The organism is Colwellia sp. MT41 (assembly GCF_001444365.1).
Taxonomy (GTDB): Bacteria; Pseudomonadota; Gammaproteobacteria; order Enterobacterales; family Alteromonadaceae; genus Colwellia; species Colwellia marinimaniae.
On the sequence record NZ_CP013145.1, the window covers coordinates 1,432,523 to 1,449,334 of the forward strand.

The following is a 16,812-nucleotide window of genomic DNA, read 5'->3' on the forward strand; positions in this document are numbered from 1 at the left end:
AGAAGAATATATGAGTGTCCATCCTTTTGCGGGTAAACCTGTTCGTCCTCAAGATAGAATTAATCTTGGTCAATTAGTGAGTGACTACTTTTTACAAACTCCAGATGTTAGCTTAGCAGCAGAGCAAGTGAGTTTTGGTACCTCAGGTCATCGTGGCAGTGCCAGCAAACGTAGTTTCAATGAACAACATATTATGGCTATTTGCCAGGCTATAGCTGAGTATCGCCAACAACATGCTATCCATGGTCCGTTATTTTTAGGGAAAGATACTCATGCGTTATCTGAGCCAGCTTTTGCTAGTGCCATTACCGTACTTATCGCTAATGGCGTTAATGTTGTTGTTCAAAGCGACTCTTTATCAGGAAGGGGCTTTACACCAACCCCGGTGATCTCTCGTTTAATCATTAGTCATAATAAAACACAGGCGGAACAGCTTGCTGACGGTATTATTATAACGCCTTCACATAATCCACCTAGCGATGGTGGTATTAAATATAATCCTCCTCATGGCGGCCCAGCGGAAGGCGACATCACTAAACAAATTGAGCAACGTGCCAATGAATTAATTGCCGCAGACTTAGTTGATGTTAAACGCCTTGCTTATCCAAAAGCGTTAACATCACCTTTACTTGTTAAAGAAGATTTTATTAATCATTATGTTAATCAGCTTGAACAAGTTATTGATATGGAAGCTATTGCCAAAGCTGGCATTCGTATTGGTGCGGACCCTCTTGGCGGCTCTGGTATTGATTATTGGCCTGTTATTGCTAAGCGCTATCAGTTGAATATTAAGGTTGTCAATGAAGTGGTTGACGCTAGTTTTGCTTTTATGCCTCTTGATAAAGACGGTAAAATTCGTATGGATTGCTCATCAAAATATGCCATGGCTGGCTTAATTGCCATGAAAGATGATTTTGATATCAGTGTTGGTAATGATCCAGACTTTGATCGCCATGGTATCGTCACCCCTAGTGGCGGATTAATGAACCCTAATCATTACCTCGCTGTCGCTATTCATTACTTAATGACCCATAGAAATTGGCCGAAAAGCTGTAAAATAGGCAAGACCTTAGTGTCTAGCTCACTCATTGATCGCGTTGCCAAGCAACTTGAACTACCTTTAGCAGAAGTCCCCGTTGGCTTTAAGTGGTTTGTCGAGGGTTTAGCCGATGCCAGCTATGCCTTTGGCGGGGAAGAAAGCGCCGGCGCTTCTTTCTTAGCACGTGATGGTAGTACTTGGACCACAGATAAAGATGGCTTTATCTTGGCTTTATTAGCGGCAGAAATACTCGCCGTTACCGGAAAAGATCCTTACCAATATTATCTTGAACTTGCTAAAACTTTAGGTAAACCCTGTTATGGTCGCGTTGAAGCTGTTGCCTCGCTGGAGCAAAAACGGGTATTAACCGCGCTATCAAGTGATGATGTTAAAGCCAAAACCCTTGCCGGTGATAAAATTATCCAGGTGCTTTCCCATGCACCAGGTAATAATGCGGCCATAGGTGGCATAAAAGTGGTTACCGACAATGGTTGGTTTGCTGCCCGTCCTTCAGGTACCGAAGATATTTATAAAATCTATGCCGAAAGCTTTATTGATGATAAGCACTTGCAAGTCATTATTAGCGAAGCGCAAGCTATGGTCAGTGCTTCATTCAAAGCTGCTGGTTTGTAAGTAACCTGAACTCTGGATAATGAGTGCTTGATGGTTAAGTAAAAACAACGACTTACGGTTTTTAAGAACAAAATATACAAGATTAAGTAGCAATATACACTATCAATGTTTCAATTTATTCGATTATCAAGGCAAAACGTTTATGAATAACGGGTTATTTATCGACGTGTTAACGCTGAGAATCGGATAAAGGGGAATATTGAGCAAGTGCTGCTTATCCAGAGTTCAGGTTAAGTAACAACTATCAAAGAGTTATCACTAGGCTATTGCCAAGGCCAAGTGATAACTCATCTTTATCTTAATACCTTTCTATTGCTATTCCTTAACACCAGTGTAAAGAATATTGCTCACTTTTTGTGACTCGCATGGCAACTCATTGCCGCCGTTTATTGAATGTCAGTTGACGTAAAGGTAAAGTTAAATGAGGTTATTACTTCATACTATACCTAGGTATAAATTAGCTATACTAACAAAAAATAATTAATAGTTAATAGCCATTTTCTTTAATTTACTGACCATTAAGGGTGAGTAAATCAATTTGGTATCAACTTTCGCAGACTTTAACCGCAATAGCTTGCGCGTTAGGGGAACAAGAAGAGAACATTATGAGCACAGAACTTTATAATGATGGACCCGTAGTGCATCAGCCTACTTTTATCGACGGACACAGTGTTGAAATTCCTGAATTGAGAATTTTACAACAAGACGGTACAACCTACCCCAATGCGGATTTACCAGACATTGACCAAACGTTAGCAATAAAAATTTATCATACCTTTGCCTTTCATCGGGTATTCGATGAACGCATGGTGGCATCACAGCGCCAAGGTCGTTTAAGCTTTTACATGACCGCATTGGGTGAAGAGGCTGCAAGTGTTGGTGGTGCTGCGGGATTACAACCACAAGATATGATCATGATGCAATATCGCGAACAAGGTGCATTAATGTTCCGCGGTTTTAGCCTTAAAAACTTCATGAATCAACTTTTCAGTAATGCCGACGATTTAGGTAAAGGTCGTCAAATGCCTATTCATTACGGCTCAAAAGAACTGAACTGTATGACGGTATCTTCTACGCTTGCTACGCAAATCCCACAAGCAACGGGTTATGCTTATGGACAAAAGTTACAAGGTCTTGATGCAGTAACCATTTGTTACTTTGGTGAAGGCGCGGCTTCAGAAGGCGATTTTCATGCGGGCTTAAATATGGCAGCAGTACAAGAGGTGCCGGTTATCTTTTTCTGTCGAAACAATGGTTATGCAATCTCGACGCCTGCTGATGAGCAGTTTAGAGGTAACGGTATAGCCTCTCGTGGAGTTGGTTATGGCATTAAAACCATTCGTATTGATGGCAATGATATTCTTGCTGTGCTAAAAGCCACACAAATTGCCCGTGCTTATGCGGTAAAAGAGCATAAGCCGGTATTAATTGAAGCGATGTCTTATCGTCTTGGCGCTCACTCCACTTCGGACGATCCATCAGGTTACCGTACCAAAGAAGAAGAAGCTAAGTGGCAAGCGAATGATCCTATTTTACGGATGAAAAACTGGTTAGTTAAACAAAACTGGTGGGATGAAGCGCAAGAAACCGCTTTATTTGAAAAACTCAGAGAAGAAATCTTAGCCGCGGTAAAAGTGGCTGAGGTCATTGATAAACCGCACATAGATACCATGATAACGGATGTTTATGATGTGCCATCGGCACAGCTGCAAGCTCAATTAGATGAGGTGAAAGCTCACATTAATAAGTATCCAGAAGCTTATCCATTTACTGCGGGGAAATTTTAATCATGGCGAAAATCTATATTGACCAAGTGTGTGGTATCAGCACTGACTTCCATGAAGCTTACCCAACTACAGCAGCACTGACTTTCATGAAGCTTACCCAACTACAGCAGCAGGGAAATTTTAATCATGGCACAACTTAATTTATTACATGCCATTAATAGCGCGCTAGATATTGCCATGGCGGAAAATGAGCGCACGGTTTGTTTTGGTGAAGATGTTGGGCATTTTGGTGGCGTATTTCGTGCCACCAGTGGCTTACAAGAAAAATACGGCAAAGCACGTTGTTTCAATACACCGCTAGTAGAGCAGGGCATTATTGGTTTTGCTAACGGCTTAGCTGCCCAAGGCAGCGTTGCCATTGCTGAAATTCAATTTGCCGATTACATTTTTCCTGCCTTTGATCAAATTGTTAATGAAGCGGCTAAATTCCGCTACCGTACCGGTAATGAATTTAATGTTGGTAAACTCACTATTCGTACTCCATACGGTGGTGGTATTGCCGGTGGTTTATATCATAGTCAATCGCCAGAAGCTTATTTTGCTCATACACCAGGCTTAAAAGTGGTTATCCCACGTAACCCGTATCAAGCGAAAGGTTTATTACTTGCTTCGATTCGTGATGATAACCCCGTGATATTTTTTGAGCCGAAACGTTTATATCGAGCGTCGGTTGGTGAAGTACCAGAAGAAGATTATCAGTTGCCATTAGGTAAAGCTGAAGTGGTACAAACGGGTACGGATATCACTTTACTCGCTTGGGGCGCACAAATGGAAATCATTGAAAAAGCCGCACAAATGGCCAGTAACGATGGTATTTCTTGTGAAGTGATCGATTTACGTACTATCTTGCCTTGGGATATTGAAACCATTAGCCGCTCTGTTATGAAAACCGGTCGTTTACTTATCAGTCAAGAAGCACCTTTAACCGCAGGCTTTGCCAGTGAAATTGCTGCTACCATTCAAAATGAGTGTTTCTTACACCTAGAGTCGCCTATTGCTCGTGTTTGTGGTCTAGATACGCCATACCCATTAGCGTTAGAAAAAGAGTATGTAAGCGATCACTTAAAAGTATATGAAGCTATCAAAAAAACCGTTAATTTTTAACGATAATTCCCTATTAACAGGAAACAGCACATGAGTATTGATTTTATATTACCTGATATTGGCGAAGGTATCGTTGAGTGTGAACTTGTCGAGTGGTTAGTAAAAGAAGGTGAAACTATTGTTGAAGATCAGCCTATCGCTGATGTAATGACGGATAAAGCCTTAGTCCAGATTCCTGCCATGTATTCAGGTGTTGTGGAAAAACTGTATTATAAACAAGGTGAAATTGCTAAAGTGCATTCGCCACTTTTTTCTATGATTGTTGAAGGTGAAAGTAGCAGTAATGAGGCAGAGGCAGTTACCGCTGAGCCAGAAGTCAAAGTTTCTGAGACCAAGTCACCTGCTTTAGCAGAAACACTAAGTCCAGCGACTTGCCAGGCTAGTGTTAATAACAGCAATCAACCCGCCAATGCTAAAGCCCTAGCAAGTCCCGCCGTTAGACGTGTTGCTCGTGAGCTTGATATTAACATCCACCAAGTTACCGGCAGTGGCAAAAAAGGTCGAGTTTATAAAGATGACGTAGTGGCATATAGTCAAAATGGTCAAGGTATTACACCAGCGATTGTTGTCGGTGGTACTAGAGTAGAGCCAATTCGTGGTATTAAAAAAGTGATGGCAACCGCGATGCAAAATAGTGTCAGTACTATTCCACACTTTACCTATTGTGAAGAGATTGACTTAACTGAGCTCATCGCTTTACGTGGCGAGTTAAAAGAAATTTACGCTAAGCAAGATATTAAATTAACCATGATGCCTTTCTTTATGAAGGCAATGTCATTAGCGATTAAAGAATACCCTTTGGTTAACTCAAAAGTGAATGAAGACTGTACCGAGCTTACTTACTTTGATGATCACAATATTGGTATGGCGGTAGATTCAAAAGTCGGCCTACTTGTTCCTAATATTAAGCAGGTGCAAACTAAGTCAATATTAGAGTTAGCGAACGATATTATGCGCTTAACAAATGATGCTCGTAGTGGTCGTGTCGCAAGTGAAGATTTGAAAGGTGGCACTATTACCATTTCTAACATTGGTGCAATAGGTGGCACAGTAGCGACTCCTATTATTAATAAGCCAGAAGTGGCTATAGTTGCCTTGGGGAAATTACAAAAATTACCGCGCTTTAATGACCAAGGTGAAGTAGTAGCTCGCAGTATTATGCAAGTGAGTTGGTCTGGCGACCATAGAGTTATTGATGGCGGTACTATTGCTCGTTTTTGTAACTTATGGAAGTCATTCCTAGAGAAACCGAGTCATATGTTAGTACATATGAGTTAACTGCTAAAGCGGTAGTTACTCTATAAAAGCTATAATAAGCTAATATATAAAAAGCCCCATTATCATTGGTTAATACCTGAAGATAACGGGGCTTTTTTAATGGACTAACCTTGCTCAGTTACACAAGGTTAATCAGTTTAGCGAGTGCTTAAACCTTAAAAACCACACTGTTTACCTTGGTTTTTGTTTTTCAACCAAACGTGTAATGGTGCGAAGTAATCTAAAATCGCACTAGCATCCATTTGCTCACTGCCGGTAATAACTTTGTAAGCTTGTTGCCACGGTTGGCTTGAACCCATTTCTAACATGGTATTAAGTGCTGCGCCGGCTTCTTTAGAGTTGTAAATTGAACAGCGGTGAATCGGGTCAGTATTACCTGAAATTTCACATAACGCACGATGGAATTCAAATTGTTGAATGTGTGCTAAGAAATATCGGCTATAAGGCACACCACCTGGTACGTGGTATTTAGCACCTGGGTCGAATGCATTGACATCGCGATCGATAGGGGCGGCTACACCTTGGTACTTCTCACGTAATTCCCACCATGAGCTGTTGTAGTTTTCCGGGGTGATTTCACCGGAGTAAACTTTCCAACGCCATTGATCAACCATTAAACCAAAGGGAATAAATGCAATTTTATCAAGTGCTTGCTTCATTAATAAACCAATGTCTTTTGATTCATCAGGAATGGTATCAATTAAGCCGATTTCCTTTAAGTATTTAGGGGTAACTGATAAGGCAATGGTATCGCCGATAGCTTCATGGAAACCGTCATTGGCACTGTTTTGGAAGAATACTGGTTGGTCTTTATAAGCACGTTGGTAGAAGTTATGACCTAACTCATGATGGATAACATTAAATTCCTCACCAGTTTTTTGGATACACATCTTGATGCGAATATCATCTTTAGCATCTAGATCCCAGGCACTGGCATGACAAGTTACATCCCTGTCGGCAGGTTTAGTAAATAATGAACGGCTATAAAAAGTTTCTGGTAAGGCGTCAAAACCAAGGGAGGTAAAGAACTTTTCCGCACCACGAACCATGTCTATTTCATCATAATTATGAATGGCTAATTGTTTAGTAACATCATAACCAGGATCAGCATCTTCAGGAGCGACTAAGTCGTAAATATTTCCCCAAGATTGCGCCCACATATTACCTAATAAATGAGCCGGAATAGGTTGGTCTTGCGGGACTTTATCGGTACCGTAAGTTTCACCTAACTCAGTTCTCACATAACAATGTAAGTCATCATATAGAGGTTTAACTTGACCCCAAAGTCGGTCTAATTCTTTTGCAAAATCATCGGCAGGCATATCATAATTTGAACGCCACATAGCACCTAAATCTGGGTAACCCAGGCCTTTAGCACCTTCATTAGCAAGCTCTGCTTGGCGGATATAAAGGGGTTTCATTTCTGGGCTAATTTCACGCCAGCCTGACCACATTTCAAGTAGTTCATCGTAATCGCGAGAATTGGCCATTATAGCGGTCATATCCCCTAAGCTAAGCTTTTCACCCGCTTTAGTGGTATAGCTACCTTTACTATAAATGCTGCCAAGCTTAGCGCCTATGGTGGCAAGCTCAGCTGATTTACTCGGGTCTTGTGGTGCAGGCATAACTAAGCGTTGTTTTAAAAAGTTTAGTTGACGGCGTTGTACAGCATTAACGTCTACCTGATCAAAAGTAGCGGCTTGCATGGCGTATCTCACACCAGCATCGGTAGACTTTTGATCGGCATTAGCGGCTAAAATCGCTGTGTCTTCAGTGATAAAGTTGGCATATATCCACGCGGCACGTGAACCTTCTAGGTTCATAGCTACCATTTCTTTGGCTACATCATCTAAGAATTTTTGCGCATCTGCCGAGGTTAGTGTTACTTGGCCACTAACGGAGGGCACTTTTTCTACTGAGGCTTGTTGACTTGAACCTTGATCACACGCGGTTAAAGAAGCGGCAATAATTAAAGCAAGACCGGTAAACTTAAATATTTTTTTAATCTGTTTCATTTTTATAATCATTATTAGATCAGTTGTTAGGTGGCGCTAGTATATAAAAATGTATGCTTGATACAAAGTTTATAGGGAAAATAGTTACTTAGCACTGGCATGGCGCAAATTTCGGGCAAAAAAAAGCTCATTCAAAGGAATGAGCAAACTACAACATGAAACATGGTTGGAATATAAAAACAATAATAAACAAAAACAATGATATAACAGGGAGTCAACACGACTGGGAGCTATTTAACTCACTGCGTGCTTGAAACTGAGTTAATCATAAATGCTCTGGTTGTATTTTACTGTATAGATAGGGTAACGTTTTGTACTAGAGTGCTGTTGTTAGCTGCAATTTAACCTTGTTACGGGAAGCTTAGTACTGCTAAGGTCACATTTCGGGCAAAAAAAAGCTCATTCAAAGGAATGAGCAAACTACAACATGAAACATGGTTGGAATATAAAAACAATAATAAACAAAAACAATGATATAACAGGAAGTAAACACGACCGGGAGCTATTTAACTCACTGCGTGCTTGAAACTGAGTTAATCATAAATGCTCTGGTTGTATTTTACTGTATAGATAGGGTAACGTTTTGTACTAGAGTGCTGTTGTTAGCTGCAATTTAACCTTGTTACGGGAGAACTTAGCACTGCTAAGATCAAATTTCGGGCAAAAAAAAGCTCATTCAAAGGAATGAGCAAACTACAACATGAAACAGGGTTGAAATATAAAAACAATAATAAACAAAAACAATGATATAACAGGGAGTCAACACGACCGGGAGGCATTTAACTCACTGCGTGCTTGAAACTGAGTTAATCATAAATGCTATGGTTGTATTTTACTGTATAGATAGGGTAACATTTTGTATAGAGTGCTATTGTTAGCTGTATTTTAACCTTGTTACGGGATAACTTAGCACTGCTAAAGTTAAATTTCCGGCAAAAAAAAGCTCATTCAAAGGAATGAGCAAACTACAACATGAAACAGGGTTGAAATATAAAAACAATAATAAACAAAAACAATGATATAACAGGGAGTCACACAACAGGGAGGTATTTAACTCACTGCGTGTTTGAAACTGAGTTAATCATAAATGCTCTGGTTGTGTTTTACTGTATAGATAGAGTAACATTTTGTATAGAGAATTATGATTCACTATTTTTAATGATTTTAATATCTACCTTTTTAAAAGCTTGACCTATTTACAAAAAATACGCTATTTTAAACGGGTGTTTAAACTGGCTATTTATATTTAGTGCGATTGCTATTAAATCGGCTAAAAAGCAAACATTAGAAGTTGAAGTATGAGTACCAAAAATAAAATATTAGATGCCGCCGATGTACTTTTTGCCGATAAAGGTTTTAATGGTACTTCTTTAAGAGAAATTACCAGCCAAGCTAATGTTAATTTAGCGGCTGTAAATTATCATTTTGGCTCTAAAAAAGAGTTGATCAAAGCCGTGATGTCTCGTTATATGGATGAATTATCACCGCAATTAGAGTCCGCACTGGCATTAATATGCCAAGCCGAACGTAAACCGAGCTTACAAGAGGTTTTTTATGCGTTTATAGAGCCGTTACTCAAGCTTAATGAGTTTAAAGAAAACGGTACCAGCACATTTTTGCAGTTATTAGGACGAGGCTATACCGACAGCCAAGGATTTTTACGTTGGTTCCTCACAACCCAGTACCCGGATGTGTTCACCAACTTTACCAAAGCAGTAAAAAAAGCTTACCCAGAGTTGAGTACTGAAGAAATGTTTTGGCGTTTACATTTCACCATGGGCACTATTGTTTTTACTATGTCATCAAGTGAAGCCCTGATTGATATTGCCCAAAATGATTTTAACAATCAGTTAGATATTGCTGGAGTTATCGAGCGCGTTATTCCTTATGTTGCCGCGGGTGTTGCCGCGCCGATTACTAATTATAACTAAGATTTTTATAGCGCATTAGCGGTGGTTTACTCTCAAGGGTAAACCCTCACATTAACAACCTTGGCGGAGGAACTGCTGACCTAGCGTGCCCGCCTAGCCAACAAAAGTTTAAGCTCTAAATTAACGGGCAAGCTAATAAATCAAGACTAGTTCTGTTTTTAATAAAAATATGTATTATAATCCCGCCCCATTATGCTATTTCAGTTTTTTACGCGTTTATTTAGGGTTTAGGTGACATATGAGTGTTGATACAATTGGCTTATCAGCGGATTTATTAAAAGCGGTTAAGGCCTGTGGTTATAAAAATTTAACCCCCATTCAACAAGAAGCTATTCCTGTTATTCGCCAAGGCACAGATCTTTTAGCGAGTGCACAAACGGGTACTGGAAAAACAGCAGCTTTTAGCTTACCCATTTTAGATGCCATTGCTAAAGCCAACCATGCAGCTCACAGTGCGAATACTTCAGGTAATGAAAAAAGCGCATCAGGTCAAGCACTTCGCGCGTTAATATTAACGCCAACCCGTGAGCTGGCCAAACAAGTTGCTGATAACATCAAACAATTTAGTCAATTCATGCCGATAAAAACTGCCGCTATTTATGGTGGCGGTAAAATGGCCTCACAAACTAAGGTGCTAAAACAAGGACTTGACGTTTTAGTGGCCACACCTGGTCGTCTGTTAGAGCACTTAGCCTTGCATAATGTAGATTTATCACAAGTGAAATTCCTTGTTTTAGATGAAGCCGATCGCATGCTGGATATGGGTTTTTTAACCGATATTGAAAAGTTGATGTTAGCGATTAAACATAACCATCAAACGTTAATGTTTTCCGCCACTTTTTCAGAACGGGTCAAATCATTAGCCAATAAATTGTTAAAGACGCCAAAGACCATTAGCGTTTCTAGAGAAAACACCACATCAGGTAAAATAAAGCAATCAGTTTACTGGGTAAGTGAAGCGCGCAAACGTGAATTACTTTCTGAGTTGATCGGGGTGAATAACTGGCAGCAAGTACTTGTTTTTGCTGGCACCAAAGAAAGTGCTAACCTCTTAGCAAAAGAGCTAAAACTTGACGGTATTAAAACGGCATTATGCCATGGCGATAAAACCCAAGGTGCAAGAAATAAGGCCTTAGAGCAATTTAAAGAAGGTAAAGTGCGCGTATTAGTGGCAACCGATGTTGCTGCTCGAGGCTTAGATATTGAAGATCTTCCCTATGTAGTTAACTTTCATTTACCCTTTTTACCTGAAGATTATGTCCATCGTGTTGGCCGTACGGGCCGGGCGGGAAAATCAGGAACGGCTATTTCTTTAGTAAGCCCCAAAGATGAACGTTTTTTAGGTAATATTGAAGAGCTTATTGGGCGGAAATTTGAACGTATTGTCGTACCAGGTTACGAGTTTAATCGCCAAGAAGCCGAGGCTTATCAAGAAGAAAACATTAAGCGTGAGAGTAAAAACAGATATCGTGCTACCCAAGAAAAAAATCAAAACGTAGCTAAAAAAGACGTTAAAAGTAAAGCACAGCAGAAAAATAAAATGGCGCGAACTAACAGTAAATACAATAGTAAAATTAAAAGGAAGCGCTAGCTTTTAGCTGAGCACGTCACTCAGTGTCAAATTGCCATCCCAACATGGATACCCCAATAGCACCAGTAGCAATAATTGAAACACCTTTTAGTAAAAGGCATTGTTGCTGGTTTTGCGGTGAGCCTAGCCAAGTAAGTTTTATTTTTCCAGCCATCAGTGCGACTTCTGCTAATGAGACTAAGCAATACTTGTTACGCTCATGCTCTCATCCCGTGATATCTGTGCCAACTTGCTATGAGTGTCAACAACTGGCTAAAAATAATCATGAAGAGAATATTTGGGCCGTTAAACACTTGGTAAAACGCCAATTGTTAAAGCGCTATGCAAAAGACCTTGCTATCGGTATTCAGTGGTCTGAGCAAGAATTAGCGAGTAGTGAATTTGAGCAAGGAAACTTTGCCGGTTTTGCCCGAAGCGCTTGGTTTATGTATGAAGTGGCCAAGGAGAGAGTTAACTATTTAGGCTGGCCATTAGTGGTTCATGGTATTGAACTCAATGAGGATGAGTTAGTGGCAGCTGATACCTTTAGCTTTGATGGTGTCTTGTATCCCTCATTAGCTGAGGCGATTAATCACTATGCCAAGGTGTTTTTATTAGATGAGCCGTATGTTATGGCTGTTTTACAATACATGAGTCATGGTGATATTGATGAAAAATCATTTGCCCAAGCCGTGCGTTTTTGTCGACTATTAGTGAATGCCACCGCGAATGAACGTAAAGTGGCCTTTAAGGCGCTAATGAATAACAGTGGCTAATGCTAAATAGAGATAGCCAGATCAGCTTTCTTTAGACCACACTTAAATGTGCAGTCGTTTTCATTTTACTTTGGTATAAAACTTTATCTGCACGCTCAAAGAAACTCATTTCATTATCAGCCCTATTCATAAAAGTTGAACCTAAACTGCAACTTAATTGATATTTACTTAACAATACATTGCTAGCTAATGCCAGGTTTATTCTATTTTCAATAATGGCTAAGGCGCTATCGTTAGCATTCTCGACGATAATGGCAAACTCATCGCCGCCAAATCTAAATAAGCTGTCCGAGTCACGAATACACTGACGTAATACATTGGCAAATTCTCGTAAGGCTAAATCGCCGGTTGCGTGGCCATAACAATCATTAATCGCTTTAAACTTATTTAAGTCACTTAAGACCAAACCAACCAAACTATGATGGCGGTTAGCATTATGCATGGCGCGTTTTAATTGCTCATCAAAATAGCGCCGATTTCCTAGCCCTGTTAACGCATCTTGCATGGCCAGTTGCATCGCAGCATGATAGGCAATCGCATTTTTAAGTGGGTGCAATAAACATAGGTGCAGTTGCTGTAAAACTTTATAATTAGTTAAACTGATCGGACTATTAATGCCATAGCTGAGGGTACCGATAAAATCATCGGCAATTTTCAAATCAAATCGGCGCTCTTTTTTAGCTTTCCTGCTACCACGTAATGCCTTATTGAAGCTTTGACTTTTAAAATAAAGTCCAGAAAAATCAACGTAGCGTGCCGCTTCTACGGCAAAAATATTTAATAATGTATCTATGTCCAGTGTGGTTTGTAATTGCGTCATAAAGTCTAATACTTTACGTTTATCATAAACAATATCAGTAATATTTTCTGCAACAAGCGCATCAGTGCCCAATGAACTATAGGTATTGAATGGTGAGAATCTATTATCAAGTACGTTTAGTGTTTGCATACGACAACCTCATTAACTATATCTTTTAACGCCAATTATTCAAAAATTACTGCTAAAAGAGCATATTTTGACGTTATTTTTCACTACTTATTTAAAAGCAATAAATGTACCATTTTGTTGGGATGTATCGTTTTTTAGGTCAAAGAGAGACTATTTGTGCAATCTAGTACTTTAACTAATTGAAATGTAGTTTTTTTTGTTGTTAAAATACTTTAATGCTGGCTAAACTATAATTATTGCAACTAGTTCTTGCCTTGAGTCATAGCTTAGACGGCAAAGTATTGCCGCTTGGCAAATAACGTTAAGTTTTGAGCTATTACTTGTACTTAGAAATGAACATAACAAAATAAAGGAAGTTGTGTGAGCGGTTATTTTGAAATTCTTGCGATATTAACCTGTGCTGTATTTGTCGTATGGCTATTTCGTCGGTTGAAATTACCAGCTATCTTAGCGTATTTAGTCGCGGGTATGATCGTGGGTCAACATGGCTTAAATATCGCTAATGATCAAGCCGATTATGATCACTTTGCCGAGCTAGGCATTGTTTTTTTACTCTTTACCTTAGGGCTGGAATTCTCATTACCTAGACTAATGGCCATGCGCCATCTAGTGGTCTCGGTCGGCAGCTTACAAGTGGCTATTTCTTTACTTATCTTTATGGTCGCGGGATTAGCTTTTGGCTTAAGTTTATCGGCAGCTTTTGTCGTTGGTAGTATATTAGCCCTCTCATCAACCGCGATTGTTATTAGGCAACTCAGTGAAAGTGGCGCCATGAACCGCAAGTCGGGGCAACTTTCTGTTGCTATTTTACTTTTCCAAGATGTTGCGGTAGTACCCTTATTAATTGTTATTCCTATGTTGGCACTTGATAGCCAGAGTTCCATGGTTTGGGCATTAATGCTTGCTATGGTTAAAGGGGTAGTGGTAGTCGCATTATTGTTATTTGTTGGTAAATGGTTACTGCCAAAAGTTTTTAATATTATTGCGCAAGTTCGCACCGATGAGCTTTTTGTTTTAACTACCTTGTTAGTTACCCTTTTAGCTTCTGCTTTCACCCAGTGGTTTGGTTTATCAATGGCCTTAGGCGCATTTCTTGCTGGTATGATGCTAAGTGAAAGTGAATATAAACATCAACTTGAAGCGGATATCAGACCCTACCGTGATATCTTATTAGGCTTGTTTTTTATTACCGTTGGCATGAAGCTAGATGTCGGCTTAATATTATCCTCACCTTTTAGTTTATTAAGTTTGATGCTCTGTTTTATGTTGGTCAAAGTTATGGTCATTAAAACGCTGGCAATTAGAGCGGGAGAGTCAGGTAAAGATGCTTGGGCATCTGGGTTAATGCTGGCGCAAATGGGGGAGTTTGGTTTTGTGTTAATTGCTTTAGCCAGTCAAAGTCAGGTCTTATCACTTGATGTCGCCTCTATGTTACTTGGTGCAGGAGTACTTAGCATGGCGATCACCCCTTTTATGATTAACAATGCTAGATCTTGGGCGCTATTTTTAAGTCAAGAAAAGACCGCAGAGACCTTAGATTTATCAGAATTACCGGAAAATAATGTCTTGGCTGATCACGTCATTATTTGTGGTTTTGGCCGTATTGGTCAAACAGTAAGTCGCTTCCTAAAACAAGATAAAATTGATTTTATCGCTATCGATGTCGATCCACTGCGTACACGAAAAGCCCGCGAAGCTGGTGAGAAGGTACTCTTTGGTTCCTGTCGGCAAACAGAGGTACTAAATGCTGCTAATTTAGCCCAAGCTAAACTGGTGGTTATTGCTTTTGGCAATGATAAACAATCCCTTGAGGTGATTCAAAAAGTAAGAAGTATGAATAAAAAGGTACCCATTTTAGTTAGAACACGTAACGATGACCAACTTACTGCGCTTAAAGCGGCTGGCGCCAATGAAGTTGTGCCGGAAAGCTTAGAGGGTAGTTTAATGTTGGTGTCTCAAGTCTTGTCATTATCAGGCGTACCTTTTTCTCGTATTATGCGCCGTGTGCAAAAAGAGCGTAAAAATCACTATAACCACCTGCATGGTTTTTTTCAGGGCGAGCAAACCGATATGAGCCCTGACGGCATTGACCGAATTGAATTTGCTCATGCAATACTCATCAATAATAACTCTTTTGCCTGTGGTAAATCACTTGCTACCTTAGCGCTAGATCAGCGCCGCGTGCATATTGTCGCCTTACACCGAGGTGATGTGGAAACAGAATCACCCGCATTAGACACTGTTTTACAAGATCAAGATACCCTAGTTGTTAGAGGAAAACCGCGCCGAGTGGAACGAGTTGAGCGTTACTTACAAGAAGGCGGCTAGTATCTGCCTGAGCTTATTAAGCGAGGACAATACTTGCTTCGCAAGGCGTCTATTTTTAAGCAACAACATAAAACTTGTCTATTTAAATGTCTAGAAAGGCTCTAATGGCTTGCTCTTGCTCCATGGCATCAGCGAAGCCTAACCTTATCAATTCACCGCAAAAATTTTTTTCAAATAACAAGTAACTGATGATACTCGATTCTGAGTCATTACCTATGCCAACCCCGCGTAAAAGTATGCGAATAGATAGGGGTAAATCGTAGTAATACTGACTAGCAATAGCATTAAAATCATGGCTCGGGTTAATGACAAAGCTATCTATATGCTGTAATCCTTCATTTTCCTTTCTATTTTTAGCCGATATTAGCTTGAGGGTTGAGTTAATACGGGCCATGCGTTCGAGATCGCTATGCATAGTATCAGCAAAAATAGAGTCCAGTAAATGACCAGCAATCGTTGCCGAACTCGGTGGATGGGGATTGTTTTCTCTTGCATGTAAAGGCTCTTTGGGCTGATCTACCCCAATAACAAATATTTTTTTTGCCCCTAAATGTATTGCTGGGCTTAAAGGTGATAACTGATGCACTGAGCCATCACCAAAGTGTTGATTTTTAATTTTTACCGATGGAAATACCATGGGGATTGCGGCTGAAGCCATTAAATGCTCGGTGTTTAGCTGACACAATTCCCCGCGCCTTTTTACCCGTGACCAAGGGTGTGCTAAGCCATCAGATTGATAAAAGCTAATGGAGTCACCATTGCTATAACTTGATGCGGTAATGGATACGGCGGTTAAGTAGCCACGGGCGATATTTTTATCAATACGGTTAAAATCTAGTATTTGGTCAAGTAACTTTCTTAGTGGCGCATTGTTTAGTAAACTGCGCGGTGATCTATTGGCATAATCAGCTTGAAAGCTCGCTAACATAGCTTGGCTTATGTGACTAAATACTCTAACAGGGTCACTATAGTAGATACTCGATATATTAAAGTTTTTCCATGCCCATTCTAGTTTTTTTACTCCCAAATGATAGCAGGAAGCATAACAGGCAAGTGATGTGGTATTGATGGCTCCGGCAGAGGTACCACAAAGAATAGGAAAGGGAATACCATGGTTTCTTGGGATAAACTTTGCTATCGCTGATAATACGCCAACTTGATAAGCTGCCCGGGCACCACCACCCGTTAGCACAAGAGCATTTTTACTATTAAGGTAATTTCTTTTTAGTGTCATAGATAATAAGTCGTTTTTTATGATTGTTAATGACTTGCACAAATATATTTCTTAATTGGCTTCAATGACTTAAGTGTAAGTGTTTTTTATTTACTTCGCTAGGAAATAGCTGGATTATTATAGGCGATATATTTTATTTAAGACAAAAAAAAGCCAGCAGAAGCTGAC

General features: G+C 39.9%; 12 protein-coding genes. 9 read left to right on the top strand and 3 right to left on the bottom strand.

What is annotated here, in order from left to right:
• Nucleotides 1-10 precede the first annotated feature (10 nt).
• The 5 genes from pgm to CMT41_RS06095 all read left to right on the top strand — a co-directional run bounded on the left by pgm (nt 11) and on the right by CMT41_RS06095 (nt 5,841).
• The gene (gene pgm / locus CMT41_RS06080) at nt 11-1,672 is read left to right on the top strand and encodes a phosphoglucomutase (alpha-D-glucose-1,6-bisphosphate-dependent) (RefSeq protein WP_057180318.1); all 1,662 of its coding nucleotides are present in this window, start codon (nt 11-13) and stop codon (nt 1,670-1,672) included.
• Nucleotides 1,673-2,277: 605 nt separating this feature from the next.
• Nucleotides 2,278-3,459, top strand: a complete 1,182-nt coding sequence (locus CMT41_RS06085; protein WP_057180320.1) for a thiamine pyrophosphate-dependent dehydrogenase E1 component subunit alpha — start codon at nt 2,278-2,280, stop codon at nt 3,457-3,459.
• Nucleotides 3,460-3,461: 2 nt separating this feature from the next.
• Complete coding sequence (locus CMT41_RS19010) at nt 3,462-3,599, top strand: hypothetical protein (RefSeq protein ID WP_157466288.1); 138 nt, start codon at nt 3,462-3,464, stop codon at nt 3,597-3,599.
• Nucleotides 3,586-4,563, top strand: coding sequence for an alpha-ketoacid dehydrogenase subunit beta (locus tag CMT41_RS06090; RefSeq protein WP_057180321.1), 978 nt, complete (start codon nt 3,586-3,588; stop codon nt 4,561-4,563). Before CMT41_RS19010 ends, CMT41_RS06090 begins: the two co-directional genes overlap by 14 nt.
• A gap of 30 nt (nt 4,564-4,593) precedes the next feature.
• Nucleotides 4,594-5,841 carry a dihydrolipoyllysine-residue acetyltransferase gene (locus CMT41_RS06095; protein ID WP_058026638.1) on the top strand — a complete coding sequence of 416 codons (1,248 nt, stop codon included), beginning with the start codon at nt 4,594-4,596 and terminating at the stop codon, nt 5,839-5,841.
• A gap of 155 nt (nt 5,842-5,996) precedes the next feature.
• On the opposite strand, the gene CMT41_RS06100 is transcribed toward CMT41_RS06095, so the two are convergent.
• A complete protein-coding gene (locus CMT41_RS06100; protein WP_083494348.1) occupies nt 5,997-7,856 on the bottom strand; it encodes a M2 family metallopeptidase in 1,860 nt (619 codons plus the stop codon).
• A gap of 1,298 nt (nt 7,857-9,154) precedes the next feature.
• Here CMT41_RS06100 and CMT41_RS06105 point away from each other — a divergent pair.
• The 3 genes from CMT41_RS06105 (at nt 9,155) to CMT41_RS06115 (ending at nt 12,133) form a co-directional block, all read left to right on the top strand.
• Nucleotides 9,155-9,787, top strand: a complete 633-nt coding sequence (locus tag CMT41_RS06105) for a TetR/AcrR family transcriptional regulator (protein ID WP_057180395.1) — start codon at nt 9,155-9,157, stop codon at nt 9,785-9,787.
• A gap of 238 nt (nt 9,788-10,025) precedes the next feature.
• Nucleotides 10,026-11,378, top strand: coding sequence for a DEAD/DEAH box helicase (locus CMT41_RS06110; protein WP_058026639.1), 1,353 nt, complete (start codon nt 10,026-10,028; stop codon nt 11,376-11,378).
• A gap of 44 nt (nt 11,379-11,422) precedes the next feature.
• Nucleotides 11,423-12,133, top strand: coding sequence for a hypothetical protein (locus CMT41_RS06115; RefSeq protein ID WP_057180399.1), 711 nt, complete (start codon nt 11,423-11,425; stop codon nt 12,131-12,133).
• Nucleotides 12,134-12,164: 31 nt separating this feature from the next.
• Here the strand turns inward: CMT41_RS06115 and CMT41_RS06120 are convergent, their stop codons facing one another.
• The gene (locus CMT41_RS06120; protein WP_058026640.1) at nt 12,165-13,082 is read right to left on the bottom strand and encodes a GGDEF domain-containing protein; all 918 of its coding nucleotides are present in this window, start codon (nt 13,080-13,082) and stop codon (nt 12,165-12,167) included.
• A gap of 360 nt (nt 13,083-13,442) precedes the next feature.
• Between CMT41_RS06120 and CMT41_RS06125 the strand changes: the two genes are divergently transcribed.
• Complete coding sequence (locus CMT41_RS06125; RefSeq protein WP_057180402.1) at nt 13,443-15,410, top strand: monovalent cation:proton antiporter family protein; 1,968 nt, start codon at nt 13,443-13,445, stop codon at nt 15,408-15,410.
• Nucleotides 15,411-15,492: 82 nt separating this feature from the next.
• On the opposite strand, the gene CMT41_RS06130 is transcribed toward CMT41_RS06125, so the two are convergent.
• The gene (locus CMT41_RS06130) at nt 15,493-16,644 is read right to left on the bottom strand and encodes a patatin-like phospholipase family protein (RefSeq protein WP_057180403.1); all 1,152 of its coding nucleotides are present in this window, start codon (nt 16,642-16,644) and stop codon (nt 15,493-15,495) included.
• Between the last annotated feature and the right edge of the window lie 168 nt (nt 16,645-16,812).